We start from the raw sequence: 20,310 nt of genomic DNA, 5'->3' as shown, positions 1-20,310 counted from the left end.
ATGGTCAGCAGAAAGGGATAGGTACTGACGGATCAAGGCTGTGACAGACACAGACTGACTTAAACAAACAGCTGTTGACAGATCCAGACTGGGAGAGACAAGGGTGATGAAAGATGGAAAACACCGCCTATTGCATGGGATGCATGGCACCAAGGGGAGATGAACCTCATTGCGCCATCTGTGGCTGGCTGGCAGGCAGCCCGGCTGCCTCTGCCCTGCATCTGCCGCCGGAAACCCTGCTCCATGGCAAATACCTGCTGGGCAGAGCCCTGGGACAGGGAGGCTTCGGCATCACCTATATTGCCCGTGACCTTTATCTGGAAAGAGTCTTGGCCATCAAGGAGTATTTTCCCCGGGAACTGGTCACCCGTGACCAGGATGGCTGTTCTGTCGCCCTTTACCACCAGCAGCATCTGGAACAGTACCAGTATGGCATGGAAAAATTCCTTGAAGAAGGCAGAACCCTGGCCAAGTTTGAAGGGCATCCCAACATTGTCTCCGTGCAGGATTTTTTCGAGGGTCACCAGACCGCCTATCTGGTGATGCCCTACATCGAAGGGGTGGCCCTCAGTGACTACCTGAAAAGCCGCCAGTCAGTCCTTGCCTTCGACGAAGCACTTCAGATCATGATGCCGGTGATGGATGCCCTCAGCACCGTGCATGAAACCGGCATGCTTCACCGGGACATCAGCCCTGACAACATTTATATCAGCCGACAGGGCCGGGTAATGATTCTGGATTTTGGAGCAGCCCGTCATGCCATGAACCAGCAGAACCGGCAATACTCCATTATCCTAAAACCCGGGTATGCCCCGCCGGAGCAGTATCGGCAAAAAGGAAACCAGGGTCCCTGGACAGATGTGTATGCTGTGGCGGCCACCTTTTTCCAGGCCATCACCGGCACCATGCCCCCCGATGCCCTGGAACGAATGGAAGCAGATACCTTTCGATGGCCCGACTGGGTTTTGACTCAAATGCCGGAACCAAGACGCCTGGCCATTGAAACCGGTTTGGCTCCCCGGCCTGAAGACCGGTATCAGTCTGTCACCGATTTTCAAAACGCCCTGTTTCAGGGGGCCTCCCGGGCAGCAGCCCCGGTTCAGTCGGCAACATACTCCCACCAGTCCCACCAGTCCCACCAGTCCCACCAGTCCCAACAGTCCCAACATCCTCCGCAACCTCAGGGGACCAAGGCAGATCCCAACCCATGGGACGTGTCGGCCCTGCGGCACCATCGCCAGCCCACCGGCAGTGAGTCGGTGGATGTATTGGCAAACCGCCCTGTGATGGCACAGCCTCATGGGCAGGAATCAGTGGCAACGGTGCTGACGGTGGGCAGAGCCATGGACAACGACATCGTCATTCGGGATGACACCGTCTCCCGGTACCATGCCCGACTGGTATGTGAAAACTTGCAGTGGACACTGATTGATCTGGAAAGTACCCATGGCACCTACCTGAATGGGGTCAGGGTAACACAGCCCGTGGTGATCAATCCCGGCAGTTACCTTCAGTTCAGTCAGGCCAGTGTGTACTTTGACGGCACCTACCTGCTGTCAGAACGGGGTGAAATCATTCGCACCCTCTGGCACCCGAACCCTAGGGCAGAAAACTCGGCGGCATTTTCCCGTGACAACAGCCATGAACCCGCTCTTCAAAGTGCCGAGGCCTTTTGGCAGCAGTCATTCTCCGCCGGCAGTTCAGCTGGGGCTGGCAATTCAGGAGCTGTCGGCAACCCGGGTGTTGCTGGCAGTCCTGGGAGCGATTTCAGCGCAGGGCAGTCATCCAGCCGGGGATGGTTGATGGGAATAACAGCAGTGGTGGCAATGGTGCTGTTGGCTGCGGGTATCTTCTTCGTTCTGAGAGGCGGCGGTACCGGCCGGCATCAGGGTACCACTCAGGAACCCGGTTCCCAGGTACTTCTCCAACTGGAGACGGGCACCATTCCTTATGACGGCGGCGAATACACAGGTGAGCTTCTGGAAGGCACACCTCATGGTGAAGGCACCTGGACCCAGAACCGGAGCGATTCCTCCGGGGCTTTTGGACAATTGTCCACCAGCGGTCAGCGCACCTACGAAGGGCAGTGGGAAAACGGCATGAAGCACGGCAGTGGCGTCATGCGCCACCCCGACGGTTCTGTTCAACGGGGAAGATGGGAGCATAACATATATATGGGCAGCGAATAACTGACCCAAAAGGAGTGGAGATCCTTGTTCCAGAGAAGTGTGCGCACATTGTTGCTCCCCGTGTTGCTCATGGGACTGCTGTTCATGGGGGCAGTGACCCAGGCGGCAGCCATCACCCCCACGGGAATCCAACTGAATCAAACCAGCCTGACACTCAACCGGGGCGGCACCACAGTGGTGGAAGCAAAGGTGACACCTGATGGGGCAGATACACAGTCCCTCCAGTGGACCAGCAGCAACACCAACGTGGTGAGGGTATCGCCGGAGGCGGGAGGAAGCCGTGCCCGGGTGGAAGGCGTGGCTCAGGGAACAGCAGTGGTGACGGCGAGCCTGCCCGACGGCTCCATGGGAGCCACCTGCCAGGTGACGGTGAGGGTGCCCGTTTCCGGAGTGGTTGTATCTGAGACATCTCTCACCCTTCTTCGGGGGCAAGAGGTGGAAGTCACCGCAACCGTACAGCCGGGAGATGCCAGCAACAAACGGGTTCGCTGGACCATCGGCGATGAGCAGGTGTTGGAATTTGCCGCCGGTTCCCCCGGCAGCTACGGCAGCCATCCCACTGTACAGCTTCGGGCAGTGGCAGCGGGCAGCACCACCCTCACGGTGACAACAGAAAACGGCAATAAGCAGGCGGTAACTGAAATAACCGTCATAGTTCCCTTGGAGAGCATTGCTCTTGAAATGAAAGAGCTGACACTTCCCCCGGGAGAAACCACCCGGGTGCCCGTCATTTTCAATCCGCTGGATACCACCAGCCGTGGCCTGTTGTACGAATCGGGAGATGTGCAGGTGGTCACGGTGGATGAAGAAGGGCTGATCACTGCAGTGGGAGAAGGTACCGCCCGGGTGGTGGTGCGCTCTGCAGAAGATCAGCAGATTTTTGATCATTTGCAGATCACCGTTTCAGACAATGCTGAAGCCCCTTCCGCAGGAGCAGCACCCGGAACCACAGAGACAGGAGAATCTGCCCCAGGGGGAACAGGTGAGCCAGGAGACACTGATGATCCGGGAGAAGGCGGGGCTTCCCCCGAAGCCCAGATACCCGAAGATGACAGCGAAGTGCAAGCGGTGGCACCGGCAAAGGGAAATCTGTTGCTGGTAACAGGGCTGGCAGCTGCCGTGGCCGTGGTGGGTGTGGCAGTCCTGCTGATCTTTCTGAAAAAGAAAAAGGAAAAATCAGGCGTCGTGAGTCTTTCAGAGAAAAGACCCAGCAATCAGGGAGCTTCACCTGTTATGGCAGCCAGCGGGAAACAACCACCTGAAATGAAGGAAGAACCGCCGGCGAACCTGACCAGAAGGGTGGAACCGCCACCAGTCATCACCAACAGTGGCAAACGGGTGCTGGTGACAGGTCTGTCGGGAGAGTTTCAGGGCCACACCCTGGAACTTGCGGAAGATGTGCTGGTGATTGGACGGGATCCTCTTTTCGCCCATCTGGTGTATCCCGCCAGCTTTGAAATGATCAGCCGTAAACATGTGGTCATCGAGCATGACGGCGAAACAGGCACCTGTTCCCTGCGCGATCTGTCCTCCACAGGCACCTACCTGCTGGAGAACCACCGGCGGCTGCCCTATGATGAGCCGTTTTTGGTGAAAGACGGTCAGCAATTTTACCTGGCAGTGCCCGGCGAACTTTTTGAAATTCGATATGATCAGGATGATGACCAGGATCACGCTGATCCTGGAGAGGCATAGGGGGTGAAGGCATGACAGCACAACAGGTATGTTTGGGGTGCATGACTCCCCGGCAGGAGGGCGAGGCCTGCCCTGTCTGCGGATGGGTACACGGCACGCCGGCAGAGTCTCACATGCACTTATCTCCCGGGGCCATGCTTCAGGGAAAATATCTGATCGGAAAGGCGTTGGGACAGGGAGGATTTGGCGTCACCTACCTTGGCTGGGACGTGAACCTGAAACTGAAACTGGCCATCAAAGAATACATGCCCCAAGACCTGGCCAGCAGAGCAGTGGGAGCCAGCGAAGTCACGGTGTATACCAGCAGCCTGGAAGACCAGTACCAATATGGGCTGGAGAAATTTTTGCTGGAAGCCCAGACACTGGCCCAATTTGAAGGGCATCCCAACATCGTTTCAGTGCGGGACTTCTTTCAGGCCAACGGAACCGCCTACATTGCCATGAGCTATATCGAAGGCATGACCCTGAAAGAATATGTAAAAAGTCAGAATAACAGACTCCCGGTGGACCGCACCCTTCAGATCATACTGCCGGTGCTGGATGCCCTGAAAGAAGTCCATCAGGTGGGAATTCTCCACCGGGATATCAGCCCCGACAACGTGTTCATCACCACCAAGGGCCAGGTGATCCTCATCGACTTTGGGGCCGCCAGACAAGCCATCGGTGAGAAGGGCCGCAGTCTTTCCGTGGTGCTGAAACCAGGCTACACCCCTGAAGAACAGTACCGCAGCCAGGGAAAACAGGGTCCCTGGACAGATCTCTACGCAGTGGGGGCCATGATCTATCGCATCATCTGCGGCCAGATGCCGCCGGAATCACTGGACCGTCTGGAAGAAGACACCCTGGTACCGCCCTCTCAGCTGGGGGTTGACATCACTCTCCAGCAGGAAGCCGCCATTCTCAAAGCCATGGCCGTGCGGGCACCCAACCGATACCAGACAGTGGAAGATTTTCAGCAGGAACTGCTGGGCCACCTGGAAGCAGACCCGGTGACGGGCATGTCCAGACCTTCGGCAGTGCCTTCCCAGTCCGTTGCCGGTGAAACGGCGGGAGCCGCCCCGGCTTTCAAACCAGCTTCAACAGCGCCTGCCAAACCGGCAACCAGCCCCAAAATGATCTTTATGGCCGTCGGTGCCGGGGTGGTGATCCTGGTGGCAGCTCTGGCGCTCTTCACAGGTGGCGGCGACAAACCCGCTGTGGGTGAAGCCCCGGCAGCACCACCCTCCGCAGCCGTGCAGGAAGGCCAGGGAGAACAGGAAGGGCAGCAGGCAGCAGAGGGAACATCCGGTGGTAACAGTGAAGCCGCAGCCAATACCGAAACACCGCCAGGGGTGGTGGAAACCGGCACCTTTGAATACCGGGACGGCAGTTATACCGGCGAGCACGTGAATCAACAGCCCCATGGCCAAGGCACCTGGGAGGGTCCCGATGGCGAAGTATATACTGGTTTCTGGGAAGACGGCCTTCCCCACGGGGAGGGCGCACTCACAGGACCCGACGGTGATGTCTACTCAGGCAGCTGGGTCAAAGGCAACCGGGAAGGCTATGGTGATTACCTCTCTGCCAACGGCGTTCGGTATGTGGGCGAATGGGCCAATAACCGGCGTAATGGTATGGGAACCGAAACCTGGCCCAACGGCGCCGAATACAGCGGCAGCTGGAAAAACGACCTCCGGGACGGCCAGGGCACCTACACCTGGGCCAACGGTGACCAGTATGTGGGTGCCTGGCGGGATGGTTTTCAACATGGTGAAGGCCGGCTGACCTACGCCGACGGCAATACCCTGGAGGGAAACTGGGTGAACAACGAATTTCAGGAATGATATCAGCCTTCAGCAACAGTATCAGCCGGGAAAATCTGGCTGATTGATGGGATTATTGATTTTGTGAAGGAGGTGAACCCTTCAGGCAATCATATGAATCTTTAAGGGCATTATCAGGCATCTTGGGGCTCAGAGAGGTAACGTTACCAGGTACAGATAACATGTAGATGATCATTTAAAGGAGGAATACCATTTGAAAAAAAGAACCGGATTGCGCATTTCCATGCTTTCGCTGATTTTCTGTTTGGTGCTTGCCATGACAACGGGGATGATGGCTTTTGCTGCCAACTTCCATGACTATGATCTGGAAATGATCAACTTCAGCATTAATCAGGGCACCAACTTCAGCGGCACCTTCCGGGTGCAGGACAACACCCCCGACGGTACAACAGGAACCGTCACCTACCGCTACTACACCATGGAACCCTACGAACTGGTGGAAGAGTACCGCCAGACCGTCACCTATGTGGGTGGTCAGTTCCAGGTGCAGGGCTCCCTCTCCATCGACACCACCGGGTGGGTCTCCGGCGAATACAAGCTGGCCATCCATGTGGACAAGGATTTGGGTTATGACGATCCTCTGGCAGTGGGCTATTTTGATTTCGTTGCAGCAGCTCCGGTAATGGTGCCGGCAGCCACACATTCCCTTGACGGCTACTGGGCTCGGGAAGGCGATGGCGTTGGCATTGAAATTTCAGGGTCAACAGGGGTACTGGCCAGCTTTGGCACTGAATCCAATGAATGGATGGATGCCAGTGCAGCCGGCGTGGCCAGTCTTGGCAACGTGAAGTTCAGCCAGATTCAACTGGTGGGTGATAACGAATGGTCGGTCCGTGACCTGTGGGTGACTCGGGAGGATGGAGTTCCCGTGCGCACCTCCGCAAGTGATGAAGGGACCATTACCATGAGTGCCGATGGGCAGCGCATCGACGTATGGTCAAAACGAGGTACCAGTGAATTCACCTTCACCTACGCACGTTCAACAGCACCCATGGCAGTCCCTGCCCTGGCAGCCAACCAGCGAGCCATTGAACTGGCTCCCAACGTACCCGGCACCGTCAGTTTCCCTGAAGCAGGTGTAGCCATTGAACTGCTTCTCCCCGGCGGCGGCGAAGGAACCGTCAGTCTTGATAAAATGACTGCCACAGACAAAGCCCTGCCTGAAGAACTGGAAGCCTTGGGAGTTTTCATGAAAATCGAACGTTCCGAAGGCCTTGAAGGCGTTCAGGCCACCATCAAAGTGGACCTGCCGGCAGTACCCGAAGGTGTGGATGCCGACACCCTGGCGTTGTACCGATTCAATGAAATCACCGGCGTCTGGGATCTGCTTCCTTCAGAAATGAGGAACGGACAAGTATGGGCCACTGTTGTTGATTTCAGCCTCTTTGGCCTCTTTGCCCAGCCAGTGGCAGCCGTGGCGCCAGCACCGGCACCGGTACCCGTACCAGCCCCTGCGCCGGCTCCTGAGCCAGCTCCAGCACCTGCTCCGGCTCCAACAGCTCCCGTGGCATTGCCGCGAACTGATGGCGGCAGCGCCCTTCCATTGGGAATGATGGCAGCGGTTTCCCTCATGGCCGCCGGTGGTTACCTGACACTCTCCCGCAAAAGAAAGTAACACCATTAAGAATTCCTTGTCTTCAGCCTCCTCCCGGGAGGAGGCTGAAGACTGCCAATCAGGCAGATGAAAGCCAGGGACCCGGCCAATGCAGCTGACATCAGGACAACTCTTTACCAGATGCCCCTGGCTTCATCATCGTTGCTTTGGCCTGAACCCTTCGGGAGATGTTTTAGCCCAACCCATGGAGGGTGATGGCAGCGAAAGGAAGGGAAGTGCCATGAGACTCTTTCGAAAACCCATTAGTGGGATGATTCTATTCACCTTCACCGTCATGATCCTCACCATGTGTGTATCCATGATGGATCTTTTTGTGCATGCCAATATTCAAATCACCATGAAACCCGGAGAAGTGACCCGAAGAGGCGTCAGTGCCGATCCCATTCGATCCATTGAATCTTCCAACTCAGATGTGGCAACGGGCAGCGTGTACATCGGTGATGGGTTCAATGCAGTGGAAATCCGTGCCCACGCGCCAGGGCAGGCTCAGATCAAGGCCTATTACCCGGGTTCAGTGGACACCTACACCATTGTGGTGGAGGGAGAAGCGGCAACCCCGCCGCCACAGCAACCCGAACCCGAGCCGCCACAGCAACCCGAGCCCGAGCCGCCACAGCAACCCGAACCCGAGCCACCACAGCAACCCGAGCCCGAGCCGCCACAGCAACCCGAGCCCGATGATTTCAGCATTACCATTCAGCCAAGAGAGCTTCAGCTGGAGTCTGTAGGTGACAGTGGACAACTTAATGCCCTGGTGGAAGCCCCGGGAGTGGCCTTTCCCACTGTTTTTTGGGAATCATCCAATCAGCAGGTGGTCCAGGTGGATCAAAATGGCCGGGTCACCGCCACAGGAGTGGGTACTGCCAGCGTGAGTGCTTCCCTGGAGCAGGCCTTTGGCGTCAAAGATGCCATTCAAGTCACCGTAGGCAATATTCCCATTGAATCCGTTGTTTTTCACCGCAGTGCCGTGTGCATTTCAGCAGGCCAGTCTCTCAATGTCTCCTATACAGTCGTGCCTGACAATGCCACTGAAAAACTGCTGTGGCGCACCCGTGACAGAGGCGTTGCCTATGTGAGCAGTGAAAGCACCTCGGCTTCTGGAACCGCGAGAATCACAGCAGGAATGAACCCTGCAGACGTACAGATCACCGCTTTTGTGGACAGGGATAACCGGGACGTTGACCTGGCGGTACTCCAGGTGGCTGTGATGCCAAGGGCAGAGCGCATTGAGCTTCAGGTGGGTGCCGGCACCACGTATCTGACAGCCCCCAACCAAAACTACCAAAAAGCCGGTTTCTTTCTGAAACCGGGAGAATCTGTGTGGCTGGATGCCATCATTTTTCCCAACGAGACCCTGGACAAAAACGTGACCTGGACCAGCAGCAATCCGGGAGCGGTTTCTCTGGGCACTCCCCAGGAGGCAGACCTGTATATTGACACCTCCAGAAGAGCAGCAGTAGCCTGCCTGCAACAGACAGCGGGAAGGCGTACCAATACCGGGCGGTTTTATCCCCGTATCCTGGTGACGGCACAGGCGGTGGCAGATACAGATCAATCAGTCATTCGGGCCGTAACAGCCAATGGGATGCCTGCGGAGATCACCATCAACGTGGCCACCGATGACTACCTCACCCTGTGGGAGAATCTGGAAAAGATCAGCAGCGAAAAAGAACTGCGGGAGTTCATGCTCAACCGGCGACTGACACGCCTGCCCCCCATTCTGAAAGATTCACTGCTCTGGAAGATTAAAGACTACGACCCCTCGGGCGTGGGAACACTGCTGAACATTGCCCTCATCCAGGCTGGCGGCGACAGTTGGGCCTCGCTGATTAAAGAACTGGTGGTGGCAGCCATCGGCTACAAGAAAAAAACCCGGGCTGCCCAGGCGGCAGATCATGCCATGGGCTTCGCCTTCGGAGACGACTGGCTGGACCGCTTCATCGGCATGTTTTACAGTGAGCCGCCACCCTATGACCCCACCGTTGATCTGCGTAAAAATCCCTGAAGAATCACCATTTCCTGAGAAATCGAAATCCCTGAGGTATTCATAAAGGGGGGAAGCCATCATGTCGCCAGAAACAGACCATCACTTTTCAATGAGCGAAGCGGTGAGTGCCAGCTTATCCATTGGACGTGACCCAGCCCATAATCAGGTGGTGATTCAGCACCCGGATATGTCCCGCAAACATGCCGTTATCCAACGGCGCGGCGCGGACCTTTATCTGACTGATCTCAACAGCACCCACGGCACCTATGTGGATGGTGTTCCCGTAAAGGGAACGGTGCGCCTCAACCCACCCCAGTGGATTCAGTTCAAAGGGGGCAACTTTTTCTTTGACGGCACCCGTCTGATGAACCAGCAAATGGAGACGGTTGGGGTGTTGGCAGGTGCCACAGGTGCGGTGTCATCACTGCCACCATCGTCGGCCCAGACCCCTTCCCTGACAGCGGCACTGCTGGCCCCCCTGAAAATGAAGGGATGGCCCAGATGGCTGCTGGGAAGCCTGCTCACCAGCATTCCCGTTATCGAAGTGTTTACCCTGGGCTATCGCTACCGGCTGTATCACCAGGGCATGGCCCATCAATGGGCACTGCCCAGATGGGAAGACTGGGGCAGCCTGTTTTTGAAAGGCTTACAACTGCTGTTGATTCGAATCGTCTATTACCTGATGCCGTCAGCCGTGGCCATTTTCTTTTTTGCCGCCACCTACAGAAAAGATATTTCCGCAGGGCTTCTCTACACCATGCTCATCACCACAGGGCTGGCCTATCTGCTGGCATCTTTTCTCATGCCCATGGCCGTGGCCGGCTGTGTGCATACCGGAACCATGAAGGCCGCCTTCAGGCTCCCGGAAATTCTGAGAAACATTGGCCGGGCCGGAACATCCTACCTGCTGGTGTTTCTGCTGGTGTTCTGTCTGTTACCCCTGAACATGCTGCTGGTGGCCATTCCCTATGTGGGGTATCCCCTGGGAATCATCCTTCTCTTTTATGTGCACATGGTGGCGGCCCTGCTTTATGGGGCGGTTTACAGAAACATGCAGGCAAAAAATGCCTGACACTGGGAGCTGTCGGGAATCCATTTAGGATAAGGAAAAAAGGATATGATTCATGAAAGTATAGTCATTAAAGAAGATAAACGATAAAAGAGAATCATAATGGAAGCAGAAGAATGATGGAGTAGATGAGTCATGAAGCAATGCGAACTGACGGAAAGCGGGGCGGATGAATGATGGAGCGTCACGGTGAAAGCCTTCACCAAAAGAAGTGCAGCAGGAAAGACAGAAAGCACATACAAGGATTTCGGGTGTTGATGATCGTCGTGGCAGCATTGATGCTGACGATCATGCCGGCGTATGCCCGAACAGCTGAAATAAACAGTCTGACGGTGGACGCCCAAGTGAATCCCGATGGCTCCATGACCGTGGCCGAGACCTATGACGTGTCATTTTCAGGCCAGTTCAATGGCATGTTTCGCTATTTGTACCTGAAAAACAGGATGGAGATTGAAAATATCCGGGTGGAAGAAGACGGGCATGCCTTTGAATGGAACCCCGGCACCAGCTACGGGCCCACAGGCACCTACTTCTTCAAATGGGAGGGCAGTGACAGGATTCTGGTGGACTGGTCCATTGATGCCTACAATACCAGCCGCCAGTATACCTTCCGCTACCAGATCAACCATGCTGTTCAGGTGCATCAGGATGTGGCAGAGCTCTACTATCAGTTCGTGGGAGATGAGTGGGACCATCCTTTTGGCCAGGTGCAGGTGAACCTGACACTGCCCCCGGGAGCCACTGTCGAAGACATCAGAGCCTGGGGGCATGGCCCTCTTCACGGCCAGGTGGATATTCTCAGCGGCAGCCAGATCAGCTGGCGGGTGGCACCTCTGCCGGCCAACACCATGCTGGAGGGCCGCGTCACTTTCCCACTTCATGTGGTTCCTCAGGGAACCGACTTCACCGGGCGGCAGGCACTGGAATCCATTCTGAAAGAAGAGGGCCAGTGGGCCCGGCAGGCCAACTGGCAGCGACAGCTGTACCGTTCCGAGAAGTATCTGGCACCAGCACTGCTGATCCTTTCAGTGGCAGGCCTGCTTTTCAGAAGACGCCGGTTCATCAAGGCCCATTCCCTGGAGTTTGTGGGCGATTATTACCGGGAACTGCCGGCAGACTACAACCCCGCAGTGCTCAGCAGGCTCTGGCACAAAAATCAGGATAAACCCCTCATCGTGATGGCCACCATTATGGACCTGGCCCGCAGGGGGTACTTGATCATCGAAGAGTTCACCCCCGAAAAGAAGGGACTCATCTTCAAACGGGGCCGGGATAAAGACTACTACCTGGTGAGCCGGGGAGACAAGCTTAAAGAACTGAAGGGTTCGGAGAAGGTGTTGATGAACCTGCTGTTTAAAGAGGTGGGCGGAGTTTCTGAAACCACCGAAGGCGCCCGGGTAAGCCTGGGGCAGATTGAAGCCTTCACCAAAAAGAAAAAAACCGGACAGATTTTTTATGCCGGATATCATGAATATTGCCAAAAAGTGGGCAATGAAGCGGCAAAGCACCAGTTTTTTGAAGATCCCACTTTGGGCTGGTATGCCCTGCAGGTGGTCGCAGGGGTGGTTCTGGTGGCCGCCGGTATTGCAGTGATGGCCCGGTTTGAGCTTTTCTTCCTGGGATTCACCGCCATTCTCAGTGGGGTCATTGCCTTTATTTTGCTGGCCTCCATGCAGCGCTTTTCAAAACGGGGCCTGGAAGATTACCACCGGTGGAAGGCTTTTCGCAAGTTTCTGACAGACTTTTCCCTCATGGACCAGCGGGAGATTCCTGCCCTGGTGATCTGGGAACACTACCTGGTGTATGCCATTCCCCTGGGGGTGGCCAAGGAAGTGATGAAACAGCTTCAAATGGTCTTTCCCAACATGGAGCAGAACGGCTATCACTTTGGGGCCACCTGGTACATGGGCACCGGCATGCTCCAGTATCAGCAGATGAACCAGTTTGTTCAGGCAGCTGAAAGCAGCTTCAGCACTTCCATCAGAGATGCAGTGAAGTCCTCCAGCAGCTCCAGCGGCAGCGGCGGTGGAGGCGGGTTCTCCGGCGGTGGTGGCGGCGGAGGCGGTGGCGGAGGCGGCGGCTTCCGGTAAGCCTTCATAAGAAAAATCATCAGTCTCTGGACACATGATGATCTTTAACGGCTGGGGGAAAACCCTCAGCCGTTTCTGTGATGACAGCTTTGCATAAAGGTTGATTGCCATGCCTGAAAGTATGGTATCATCACAGTGAACAGTTGAATTTGGGAATGAAAGAAGGCGATGAGGCATGACAAATGAGGAGTATGTATGTAGAGGATGCATGAGGGATCGGGACGAAGAGATCATCTGTCCCGTATGCGGATGGGAGCACGGTGCGGGGCCTCTTTCACAGATGCATTTGCCGCCGGGCACCATGTTGCAGGGAAAATACCTGGTGGGCAGGGCCCTGGGTCAGGGCGGGTTTGGCATCACCTATCTGGCCCGGGATTTAATGCTGGATGTGAAGCTGGCCATCAAGGAATACCTTCCCCAAGACCTGGCTTCCCGAAGTCATGGCCGCCAGGAGGTCAGCGTCCACACTGAAAGCCTGGGGCTTCATTACCACGACGGGCTGGAACGGTTTCTTCAGGAAGCCAAAACCCTGGCCCGTTTTGAAGGGCATCCCAACATTGTATCGGTGCGGGACTTTTTCAAAGCCAATGAAACTGCATACTTTGTCATGAGCTACATTGAAGGTATCACCTTGAAAGACTATGTGAAGGAGCAGGGAGACCGTATCCCGCCAGATCAGGCAGTGATGATCATGATGCCCGTGCTGGAAGCCCTGAAAGAAGTTCATGGGGCCGGCATTCTTCACCGGGACATCAGCCCCGACAATATTTTCATGACAGCCAAGGGGCAAATCGTGCTCATTGACTTTGGAGCCGCCCGTCAGGCAGTGAAGGATAAAGGGCGCAGCATGTCCATCATCATGAAGCCCGGCTTCACCCCCGAAGAACAATACCGGTCAAAAGGCCACCAGGGCCCCTGGACAGATCTCTATGCCCTGGGAGCCACCATGTACCGGGCCATCACCGGCCAGATGCCCCCGGAATCACTGGACAGACTGGCAGAAGATGAACTGATTCCACCTTCAGTCATGGGAGTGGCCATTTCCCAGGGTACCGAGGCAGCACTGCTGAAGGCCATGGCAGTTATGGGAAAAGACCGGTTTCAGACGGCGGAAGCTTTTCAGGAAGCGCTGGCCACAGGGATCATGGCTTCAGAGGAAGCAGTCCCTGCGCCCCCCTTTCAGTCGCCGCCTTTACCACCGGAATCGCTCCAGTCATCATCCTTAAGCTCACCTGTTTCACCGCTTTCACCGCAGGATGCACCCTATTCGGCCTCGGCATCACCAGCATCCCTGCCAGCCACTGCACCTTCTTTTCCTCCACCGGTGAAATTGCCAAAGGAATCCTCTTCTGATCAGGGACCCCCTTCCCTGGGGCAGTCTGTCGGGCAGGCTTCCAAACCTGGTACTGGAAAGCTGCTGCTGGGCATTGGGGTAGTGGTTGCCGCAGTGGTCATTGCCCTGGTGGTGGGCATGAACCTGGGAGGCGGCAAAGGCAATGGTGGTACAGATCCAGCACAGTCAATCCCAGTGTCCCAAACGGAAGCACCGGCGGAAGTGACTGAAGAAACAGAAGCTGCCGGTCTGGAACCTGCCCAGGAAGAAGTGGTGCAGGAAGCGATGGTGCCCGTGGATCTTTACAGGGCCCTGAACCAGACAGGGCGCCTGGACCTGCTGGGCATCAGCGAGGCGGAACTCTTCCAGCGCCACGGGCAGCCCGCCAGCACCTTCTACTGGGAAGGGGGCACCTTCTACGAATACAATGATTTTTATGCCATGATCAATGAGTACAGTGCTGAACGGGAAGTGATTTTCCTGGGCTTTCGCCAGCTGCCGGGGATTTCTTCCCAGGCGGCATTTGATGAGGTGCGTCAGGTTTACGGTGAACCGGAATGGGATGAAATTGGAGCCTCCAATCAGTCTCATCTCATGAGCTACCAGATCAAAGACCATTATGTCATGTTCGAAGGGTTTACCGGCCCCCTGGTGGATCTCATCACCGTTACCGAATTTTCCGAAGGTGTTGACGGCGATTTTGAAGGTGACCATGAGTATGACGAAACCCTGCAGGCGCTGTATGACTTGGGCTACCAGCTGTGGTTAACCGATGTCTATATTCCCTTTGGAACCCCTGTCTGGTCTGATCCCTTTGAAGGTATTTACATGGGGGAAATCACCAGCGACGGTGAGATTTATGTCACCGATTATGAGGCAGATGCCGATTACAACCTGTGGCTGCAGTTGCAGCTGGTGGATGAAAATGGTCAGGAAGTTCATGGCTGGGTGATTTATTAACGGCTGGGGGAAAACCCCCAGCCGTTCCATTTCCAAAAGGCAATTTCACCTGCCTGCGGGTCTTCATAATCTCCCTGCACCACCACCAGATGGTTCAGGCCGTCACTGTCAACTTGGGCGATGAAAGCCCGGTGATTGGGGCGGGCCAGATGAGAGGACTGCCAGACAGCCTTCAGGGAAGGTTTTGCCGAAGGGTGCTCTCCGGCGAGTTCCATCTGGTAAATGAACAGATGGTTGCGCACCAGAGAATCATTGGCTTCCACCCAAAAGGGCTGGTAAGGGCCATAGCTGCCTTCCCGCCACACAGACAGGCACAGGTTCTGCCGGCCGTCGTTGGTAATGTCACCAGTGTAGAAATCATCAATCCACCAGTCTTCCGGTGACTGCCACAGAAGAGCTTGGTGGGCATCGGTGACGGTGAGACGGCCATCCCGCAGGGTGTAGGTTTCCTGGTGGCCATCGGCATTCAAATCAAGCTGCTCTTCCCGAAAAAGCCGCTGGGGCGGCAGGGGGTCCCCCGCCAGCCAGGCCGCCTGCACCTGGGGCCTGGCTTCATCGTCCATGGTGACCTCCCAGTGCTCTGTCTGGAGCACCTGGTTATTTTGAATGGTGAACCGCACCGCCAGCCCCCGCCGGGTTTCTTCCGACCACAGCTGGTCAAAAACGAAATTACCCAGGCTGTAATAAATCAGTTTCCCCCGGTACACTTCGTGGGGCTGAATCACGTGGGGGTGGGAGCCGATGACCAGGTCGGCCCCCGCATCAACCGCCTGGCGGGCAGCCTGCACCTGGGTGGCGTCGGGGGCAGGGGCATACTCGGTGCCCGCATGAAGGGCAACCACCACAAAATCAGCTTTTTCGGCGGCGTCAGCAATGGCAGCCGCCATTTTTTCCTGCTGAATCAGAGCCACCCCGGGATGGTCTGCCGCCCCATAACCCGGGGGCAGAAAGACCTCACTGCAAAACCCCAGAAAGGCAAAAGTGGTTCCTTCAACGGTCACAAAACCGGGGGCATAGGCAGTTGCCTCGTTGTCCCCCGCTCCCATGGAGGTGATGCCAGCGGCTGTCAGATGGTGCATGGTGTCCAACACTCCCTGATGACCGAAATCCGGCACATGGTTGTTGGCCAGAGACATCACCGTAAAACCGGCCTCCTTCAGGGCAGGGGCCATCTCAGGGTCAGCCCGCAGCACCATTTCAGGCACCTTGATTTCCCGTCCCGGTGTCAGGGGATTTTCCAGATTTCCCAGGGTGATGTCACTGCTTTGCAACAGCCACTTCACCTGAGCCAGAGGGTAGCCTGGGTCATTTTGTTCCCGGGCCATTCGGGCCACATAGCGGGATAACATCACATCCCCCACTGCCACCAGGGTGATGGGCGGCCCTGTTTCAGGCAAAGCCATCCGCTGGGCCTTAAAGGCTTCAAAGCTTTCAACCGCAACGCCACTCAATACCTGGTCAGTATCTTTGTCCGTGGTTTTTCCGGCATCTGGGTCCCGTTCACCTGGCAGCACTAATAACAGCACCAGCAACAGCGGCAGTAACAGTGTCAGGGTTTTTAAGCCCGCCGGGGTGAGGGGGCCTTTCCCTGTGTTGAGGGGTTTCATGGGGCTACATAGCTTTCTGTCCAGGGAGCCAGGGGAGGGGTGTCGCCGGTTTCCACCATGTGCCGCCATTTTTCATTGGTGAGGCGGTCGTTGAGGGGCCAGGGGAACTCATAATGGGAGAATACGCCCCCCCGGGCCACCCGCAGGTTGCCATCCACCGGTACCACCACATAGATTTCAAAAATGGTTCCCGTGGCCTCTGTCAGCACCTGGCCGCCGGGATCGGTGGCCACATCAGTCACCAAAGCGGCAGGGTTTTCAGAAAGGGCCGAACGGTGATCCACCCCTTCATCCCGCAGGGCTTCCAGCCAGAAATGCTCCAACTGGCCGCCATAGGAACGAATGAGATCATACTCCTCATCAGTGAGCAGCTGGTTTTCCAGCAGCTTTTCCGACATGGTTTTCAGTGAAAGGGCCAATGTCTCCAGACGTTCCAGGCTCTCTTCATCCTGCTGACTCAACAGGCCCCGCTGGTCCAAACCCTCCCGGGTCATGCTCACCAGAGAAGCCAGGCGGGCGTACAGCTCCGGGTTAGGCTCCACATAGCCCCGGTCGTCTTCGTTCTCCATGCCGCCCCCCATCTGGGCATACACCTGCTTGGCATAAAGCACCGTGTCATGCTTCAGCTCCGTCCAGCTGGCCAGAAAGGTGTTCAGGTTTTTCCGGGTCCAGGCCTGGTTTTGCATAAAGGAGGGGTATCCTTCCCCTGGGGTGGTGAGCAGGGCATCCAGGGTATAGAGCCATCCCTGGTACAGGGTGCCGCTCCAGAACTGGGGTGGCACATTATCAAAATGAGTCTGCAGCTTGGTCATGTTTTCTACATACCCGTCATAATCTGTCTCCCCGGCGGCCTCCAGCAACTGGTAAGCCTCCTGGGAACCCAGGGCGGCGGGAATATCCAGGGCTTTGGGAAGCATCCGCCGCTGTCCCTGGCTGTTTTCCCCCACTTCCCGGTAAATCAGCCGCTGAAAAACGGCGGCATCCAGGGTGAAACGCTGGCCCATAAAACGGAAGCCAGTGATTTCAGCCTCCCGGTCCGGGTGAAGGCTTTCATCAAAAATGGGAATGGAATTGATTTGGGGCGGCTGCAGCTGGGCAGCTTCCTTTCGAAAGGCTTCCCACTTGGCGGCATCACCGGGAAGCTGGGCCGCCGTCACCTGGTTGCCGTAAATCCGGTACATCAGTTCCTGAAACTGAATCACATTGGGATCGTCACTGTCTCCCACAAAGAAGCTGGTGGGCTGGTAAATCCGGTCCCAGCGGGTCAGCTTGTCTTCCTCTGAAAGGGCCAGGGTAAGGAGCAGGGCCGAGCGGGTTTCATCCTCGTTTTTCAGGCGAAAGGTCATGCGGCCATACCACATCATGGTCTGAAAATAGGATTTCAATGCATCATCAGTGGCGTAGTGGCCCCGGGGAATGTACTGGGAATAATCTTCCTGCAGGGCATCCAGCTCAGACTGCTGCTGTCCCAGGTTCATCATCGGCGAAATGGTGATGCCTTCATGGGCGGCAATGAGGGCCAGCTCCTCCGCCACCACCGGCTGCACTGCTTCAGGTACCGGCATGGCCGGGTCCAGCAGTCTTCCTGCCACCGCCAAGAAGGCCAGGTTTCGCAGGGCGGCATTGTGCCAGTCGGTGCCTTCCAGGGCGGCAGCCTGAGATTCTGTGGCCGTCATCATGGCTGTTGTCAGGGCTTTCAGCTCTGGCACCAGGTGTTCCCGCTCCGTTACCCGCAGCAAATGACTGAAAAACAGATGATAGTTGTGAAGCATGGAATCGGTGGTGATAAAGCTGGGCAGCGGCTCATACAGATTCGTTTCGTACACCACAAAAAACTCCTGATAATAGTCGTTGGGCACCACCACAAAGCCGTTTTCTGCCAGCAGCCGCATGGCGGCGGGGGAAAACTCAAAATCGCTGAGATTGGTGATGTTGGACAGGTCCGGCGCCACGGTATAAGCGGGTACTTGTGGGGTGTAGGCCGTTGGAACCTCCTGATAAGAAGCAAAGGAAGCGGCCACCGCCAGGGGCGGTGAAACAGGTGCAGGGGGCGAGGCTTCATCCCCGGGGGCAGTGCTTTCTTCCGGCGGCGGGGGATTATCTTCTCCCGGGTCCGGGTTTCTTCCGCAGGCCGTCAGTGTAGAGAACAGTAACGCCAGACAAAGGATGCCAGCAATCAGTGACAGAACACTTTTTTTCATCCAAAACATCTCCTCACAGGAATGGTGGTGAATCACTTTCATTCTATCAACAAAGACGAAAAAGAATCCACCATGTTTCACAGGGTTACTGACAGCTTCAAAGGATTGCAGCCGGTTTCACAGGCTGCTGTTGGGTGGTGATGGATGTTTCATGGTGCTACAGTTCAGAGACTTGAGAACTTCCTCTGAAAAGAATCGGCTTGTGGCAGGCTGTTCATCGGGGTATACTGACAGGGGGTGGGTACATGCAGATCAATCGCCTGTTTGAAATCATCTATCTGTTGCTGGATAAAAAAACCGTCACCTCCAAAGAGTTGGCGGAACGGTTTGAAGTATCTACAAGAACCATTTTCAGGGATATCGAAACCCTCTCAGCGGCAGGTATTCCCGTTTACATGAGTAAAGGCCGGGGCGGGGGCATTTCCCTGCTGCCTGAATTTGTGCTGAACAAAGCCATGATCACCGATGAAGAAAAAGAAGAAATCATGGCTTCTCTGAAGGCGATGAGCGCTGTGAACCAGGGGAAAACCGACACAGCTCTGGGAAAACTCAGCAGTTTGTTTGGCGATTCAGATACCGACTGGATCGAAATCGACTTTTCTTCCTGGGCAAATGGGGAGACAGAAATTGAAACCTTCAACATTCTCAAGGCCGCCATCTTGGGCAAGCGGGTCATTGCCTTTTCCTACAACAGTGCCAAGGGACAAACCACCAGGCGAAAAGCCGAACCCTTAAAACTCTGTTTCAAGAGCGGGGCCTGGTATGTGTACGGGTACTGCCTGTCTCAGGCTGATTTCCGCTTCTTTAAATTAAGGCGTATCCAGGAGCTGCAGGTAAAAGACGAAACCTTTCAGCGTCCGTCGCCCAAACAGATCTTCTCCCAGGAAACCCGGTTTCAGGAAACCTTTGTGCAGCTGAAGTTGAAGATTTCCTCAGCCATGGCCTTTCGGGTGTACGATGAGTTTGACAGCTATCAGCAGCTGGCAGACGGCAGCTTCATTGCCGAAATCAAGTACCCCAGAGGGCCGTGGCTGTACCACTACATCACCACCTTCGGCAGCCACTGCGAAATTCTGGAACCGGCGGATGTGCGGGCCTCAATGAAACAAGAGCTTGAAAAAATGTTGAAAAAGTATGAATAACCTTTTTTAATATGACATACAGCTGTCTTATTAGGGACGATATAATGACCTTATCAAGTACAGGGAGGTTATTGAAAATGAACTATGAAATCGTCACATTGGCAGAAAAAACCGTGGTGGGAGTGAGCGGCGTTGCCGGCAACAACGATCCCCAAATGGCTGAAATGATCGGCGGACTCTGGGAAAAGCTGTACCAGGGCGGTGTGAATGCCACCATCAAAAACAAAGTCAACGATTACGCCATCGGCCTTTACTCAGACTACACCGAAGACCAATACTGCGTTACCGCGGGCAATGAAGTGTCAAAGGCCGAGAATGATGAGCTGACGGTGAAGACCATTCCCGCAGGCAAATACGCCAAATTTTCGGTGCATGGTCACATGGTCACTGCCGTGGCAGAAGCCTGGGGAGAAATCTGGAAAATGGATTTGGACAGAAGCTTCACCGGAGATTTTGAAGAGTATCTGAACAGTGACTGGGAAGAGGCCGACATTGATATTTACATTGCCCTGAAGTAAAGAGAAATGCCCTGCGATAATACGTGATGTGTATAGTCGAATCACGATATAATATGACTATATACTGAAAGGGGTGATGGT

12 protein-coding genes are annotated in these 20,310 nt (G+C 55.6%); 10 read left to right on the top strand and 2 right to left on the bottom strand.

Going from position 1 to position 20,310, the window contains the following annotated elements; genetic code table 11:
• Positions 1-134: 134 nt before the first annotated feature.
• From AAIG11_RS07320 to AAIG11_RS07285, 8 genes are all read left to right on the top strand, one after another.
• Positions 135-2,189 (top strand): protein kinase domain-containing protein, encoded by a 2,055-nt coding sequence (locus AAIG11_RS07320; RefSeq protein ID WP_343185588.1) that lies wholly within the window; start codon positions 135-137, stop codon positions 2,187-2,189.
• Positions 2,190-2,213: 24 nt separating this feature from the next.
• Positions 2,214-3,884, top strand: a complete 1,671-nt coding sequence (locus AAIG11_RS07315; protein WP_343185587.1) for an Ig-like domain-containing protein — start codon at positions 2,214-2,216, stop codon at positions 3,882-3,884.
• 11 nt (positions 3,885-3,895) lie between these two features.
• On the top strand, positions 3,896-5,707 hold the full coding sequence (locus AAIG11_RS07310) for a protein kinase domain-containing protein (protein ID WP_343185586.1): 1,812 nt from the start codon (positions 3,896-3,898) through the stop codon (positions 5,705-5,707).
• Positions 5,708-5,900: 193 nt separating this feature from the next.
• Positions 5,901-7,322 carry a hypothetical protein gene (locus AAIG11_RS07305; RefSeq protein ID WP_343185585.1) on the top strand — a complete coding sequence of 474 codons (1,422 nt, stop codon included), beginning with the start codon at positions 5,901-5,903 and terminating at the stop codon, positions 7,320-7,322.
• 88 nt (positions 7,323-7,410) lie between these two features.
• A complete protein-coding gene (locus AAIG11_RS07300; protein WP_343185584.1) occupies positions 7,411-9,327 on the top strand; it encodes an Ig-like domain-containing protein in 1,917 nt (638 codons plus the stop codon).
• Positions 9,328-9,388: 61 nt separating this feature from the next.
• Positions 9,389-10,381, top strand: a complete 993-nt coding sequence (locus AAIG11_RS07295) for a DUF4013 domain-containing protein (RefSeq protein ID WP_343185583.1) — start codon at positions 9,389-9,391, stop codon at positions 10,379-10,381.
• Between the two features lie 170 nt (positions 10,382-10,551).
• A complete protein-coding gene (locus AAIG11_RS07290; RefSeq protein ID WP_343185582.1) occupies positions 10,552-12,468 on the top strand; it encodes a DUF2207 domain-containing protein in 1,917 nt (638 codons plus the stop codon).
• Positions 12,469-12,676: 208 nt separating this feature from the next.
• Positions 12,677-14,761 carry a serine/threonine protein kinase gene (locus AAIG11_RS07285; protein WP_343185581.1) on the top strand — a complete coding sequence of 695 codons (2,085 nt, stop codon included), beginning with the start codon at positions 12,677-12,679 and terminating at the stop codon, positions 14,759-14,761.
• Here the strand turns inward: AAIG11_RS07285 and AAIG11_RS07280 are convergent.
• Together AAIG11_RS07280 and AAIG11_RS07275 are read right to left on the bottom strand one after the other, a co-directional pair.
• The gene (locus AAIG11_RS07280) at positions 14,758-16,368 is read right to left on the bottom strand and encodes a CapA family protein (RefSeq protein ID WP_343185580.1); all 1,611 of its coding nucleotides are present in this window, start codon (positions 16,366-16,368) and stop codon (positions 14,758-14,760) included. The genes AAIG11_RS07285 and AAIG11_RS07280 overlap by 4 nt on opposite strands.
• Positions 16,365-18,569, bottom strand: a complete 2,205-nt coding sequence (locus tag AAIG11_RS07275; protein ID WP_343185579.1) for a DUF3160 domain-containing protein — start codon at positions 18,567-18,569, stop codon at positions 16,365-16,367. Before AAIG11_RS07275 ends, AAIG11_RS07280 begins: the two co-directional genes overlap by 4 nt.
• Before the next feature lie 245 nt (positions 18,570-18,814).
• On the opposite strand from AAIG11_RS07275, the gene AAIG11_RS07270 reads away from it, so the two are divergent.
• Both AAIG11_RS07270 and AAIG11_RS07265 read left to right on the top strand, forming a co-directional pair.
• Complete coding sequence (locus tag AAIG11_RS07270) at positions 18,815-19,711, top strand: helix-turn-helix transcriptional regulator (RefSeq protein WP_343185578.1); 897 nt, start codon at positions 18,815-18,817, stop codon at positions 19,709-19,711.
• 77 nt (positions 19,712-19,788) lie between these two features.
• Positions 19,789-20,229 (top strand): GyrI-like domain-containing protein, encoded by a 441-nt coding sequence (locus AAIG11_RS07265; protein ID WP_343185577.1) that lies wholly within the window; start codon positions 19,789-19,791, stop codon positions 20,227-20,229.
• Positions 20,230-20,310 lie beyond the last annotated feature (81 nt).

The organism is Anoxynatronum sibiricum, assembly GCF_039414295.1.
GTDB lineage: Bacteria > Bacillota > Clostridia > Peptostreptococcales > Tindalliaceae > Anoxynatronum > Anoxynatronum sibiricum.
Note: the sequence above shows the minus strand (reverse complement) of the source record. Positions and strands in the feature narration are given on the sequence as shown.

Bases quoted from the DNA above. Each gene is read 5' to 3' on its own strand.
- AAIG11_RS07320 (WP_343185588.1), top strand. From the start codon at position 135: ATGGGATGCATGGCACCAAGGGGAGATGAACCTCATTGCGCCATCTGT.
- AAIG11_RS07310 (WP_343185586.1), top strand. From the start codon at position 3,896: ATGACAGCACAACAGGTATGTTTGGGGTGCATGACTCCCCGGCAGGAG.
- AAIG11_RS07300 (WP_343185584.1), top strand. From the start codon at position 7,411: ATGCAGCTGACATCAGGACAACTCTTTACCAGATGCCCCTGGCTTCAT.
- AAIG11_RS07295 (WP_343185583.1), top strand. From the start codon at position 9,389: ATGTCGCCAGAAACAGACCATCACTTTTCAATGAGCGAAGCGGTGAGT.
- AAIG11_RS07290 (WP_343185582.1), top strand. From the start codon at position 10,552: ATGATGGAGCGTCACGGTGAAAGCCTTCACCAAAAGAAGTGCAGCAGG.
- AAIG11_RS07285 (WP_343185581.1), top strand. From the start codon at position 12,677: ATGAGGGATCGGGACGAAGAGATCATCTGTCCCGTATGCGGATGGGAG.
- AAIG11_RS07280 (WP_343185580.1), bottom strand. From the start codon at position 16,368: ATGAAACCCCTCAACACAGGGAAAGGCCCCCTCACCCCGGCGGGCTTA.
- AAIG11_RS07275 (WP_343185579.1), bottom strand. From the start codon at position 18,569: ATGAAAAAAAGTGTTCTGTCACTGATTGCTGGCATCCTTTGTCTGGCG.
- AAIG11_RS07270 (WP_343185578.1), top strand. From the start codon at position 18,815: ATGCAGATCAATCGCCTGTTTGAAATCATCTATCTGTTGCTGGATAAA.
- AAIG11_RS07265 (WP_343185577.1), top strand. From the start codon at position 19,789: ATGAACTATGAAATCGTCACATTGGCAGAAAAAACCGTGGTGGGAGTG.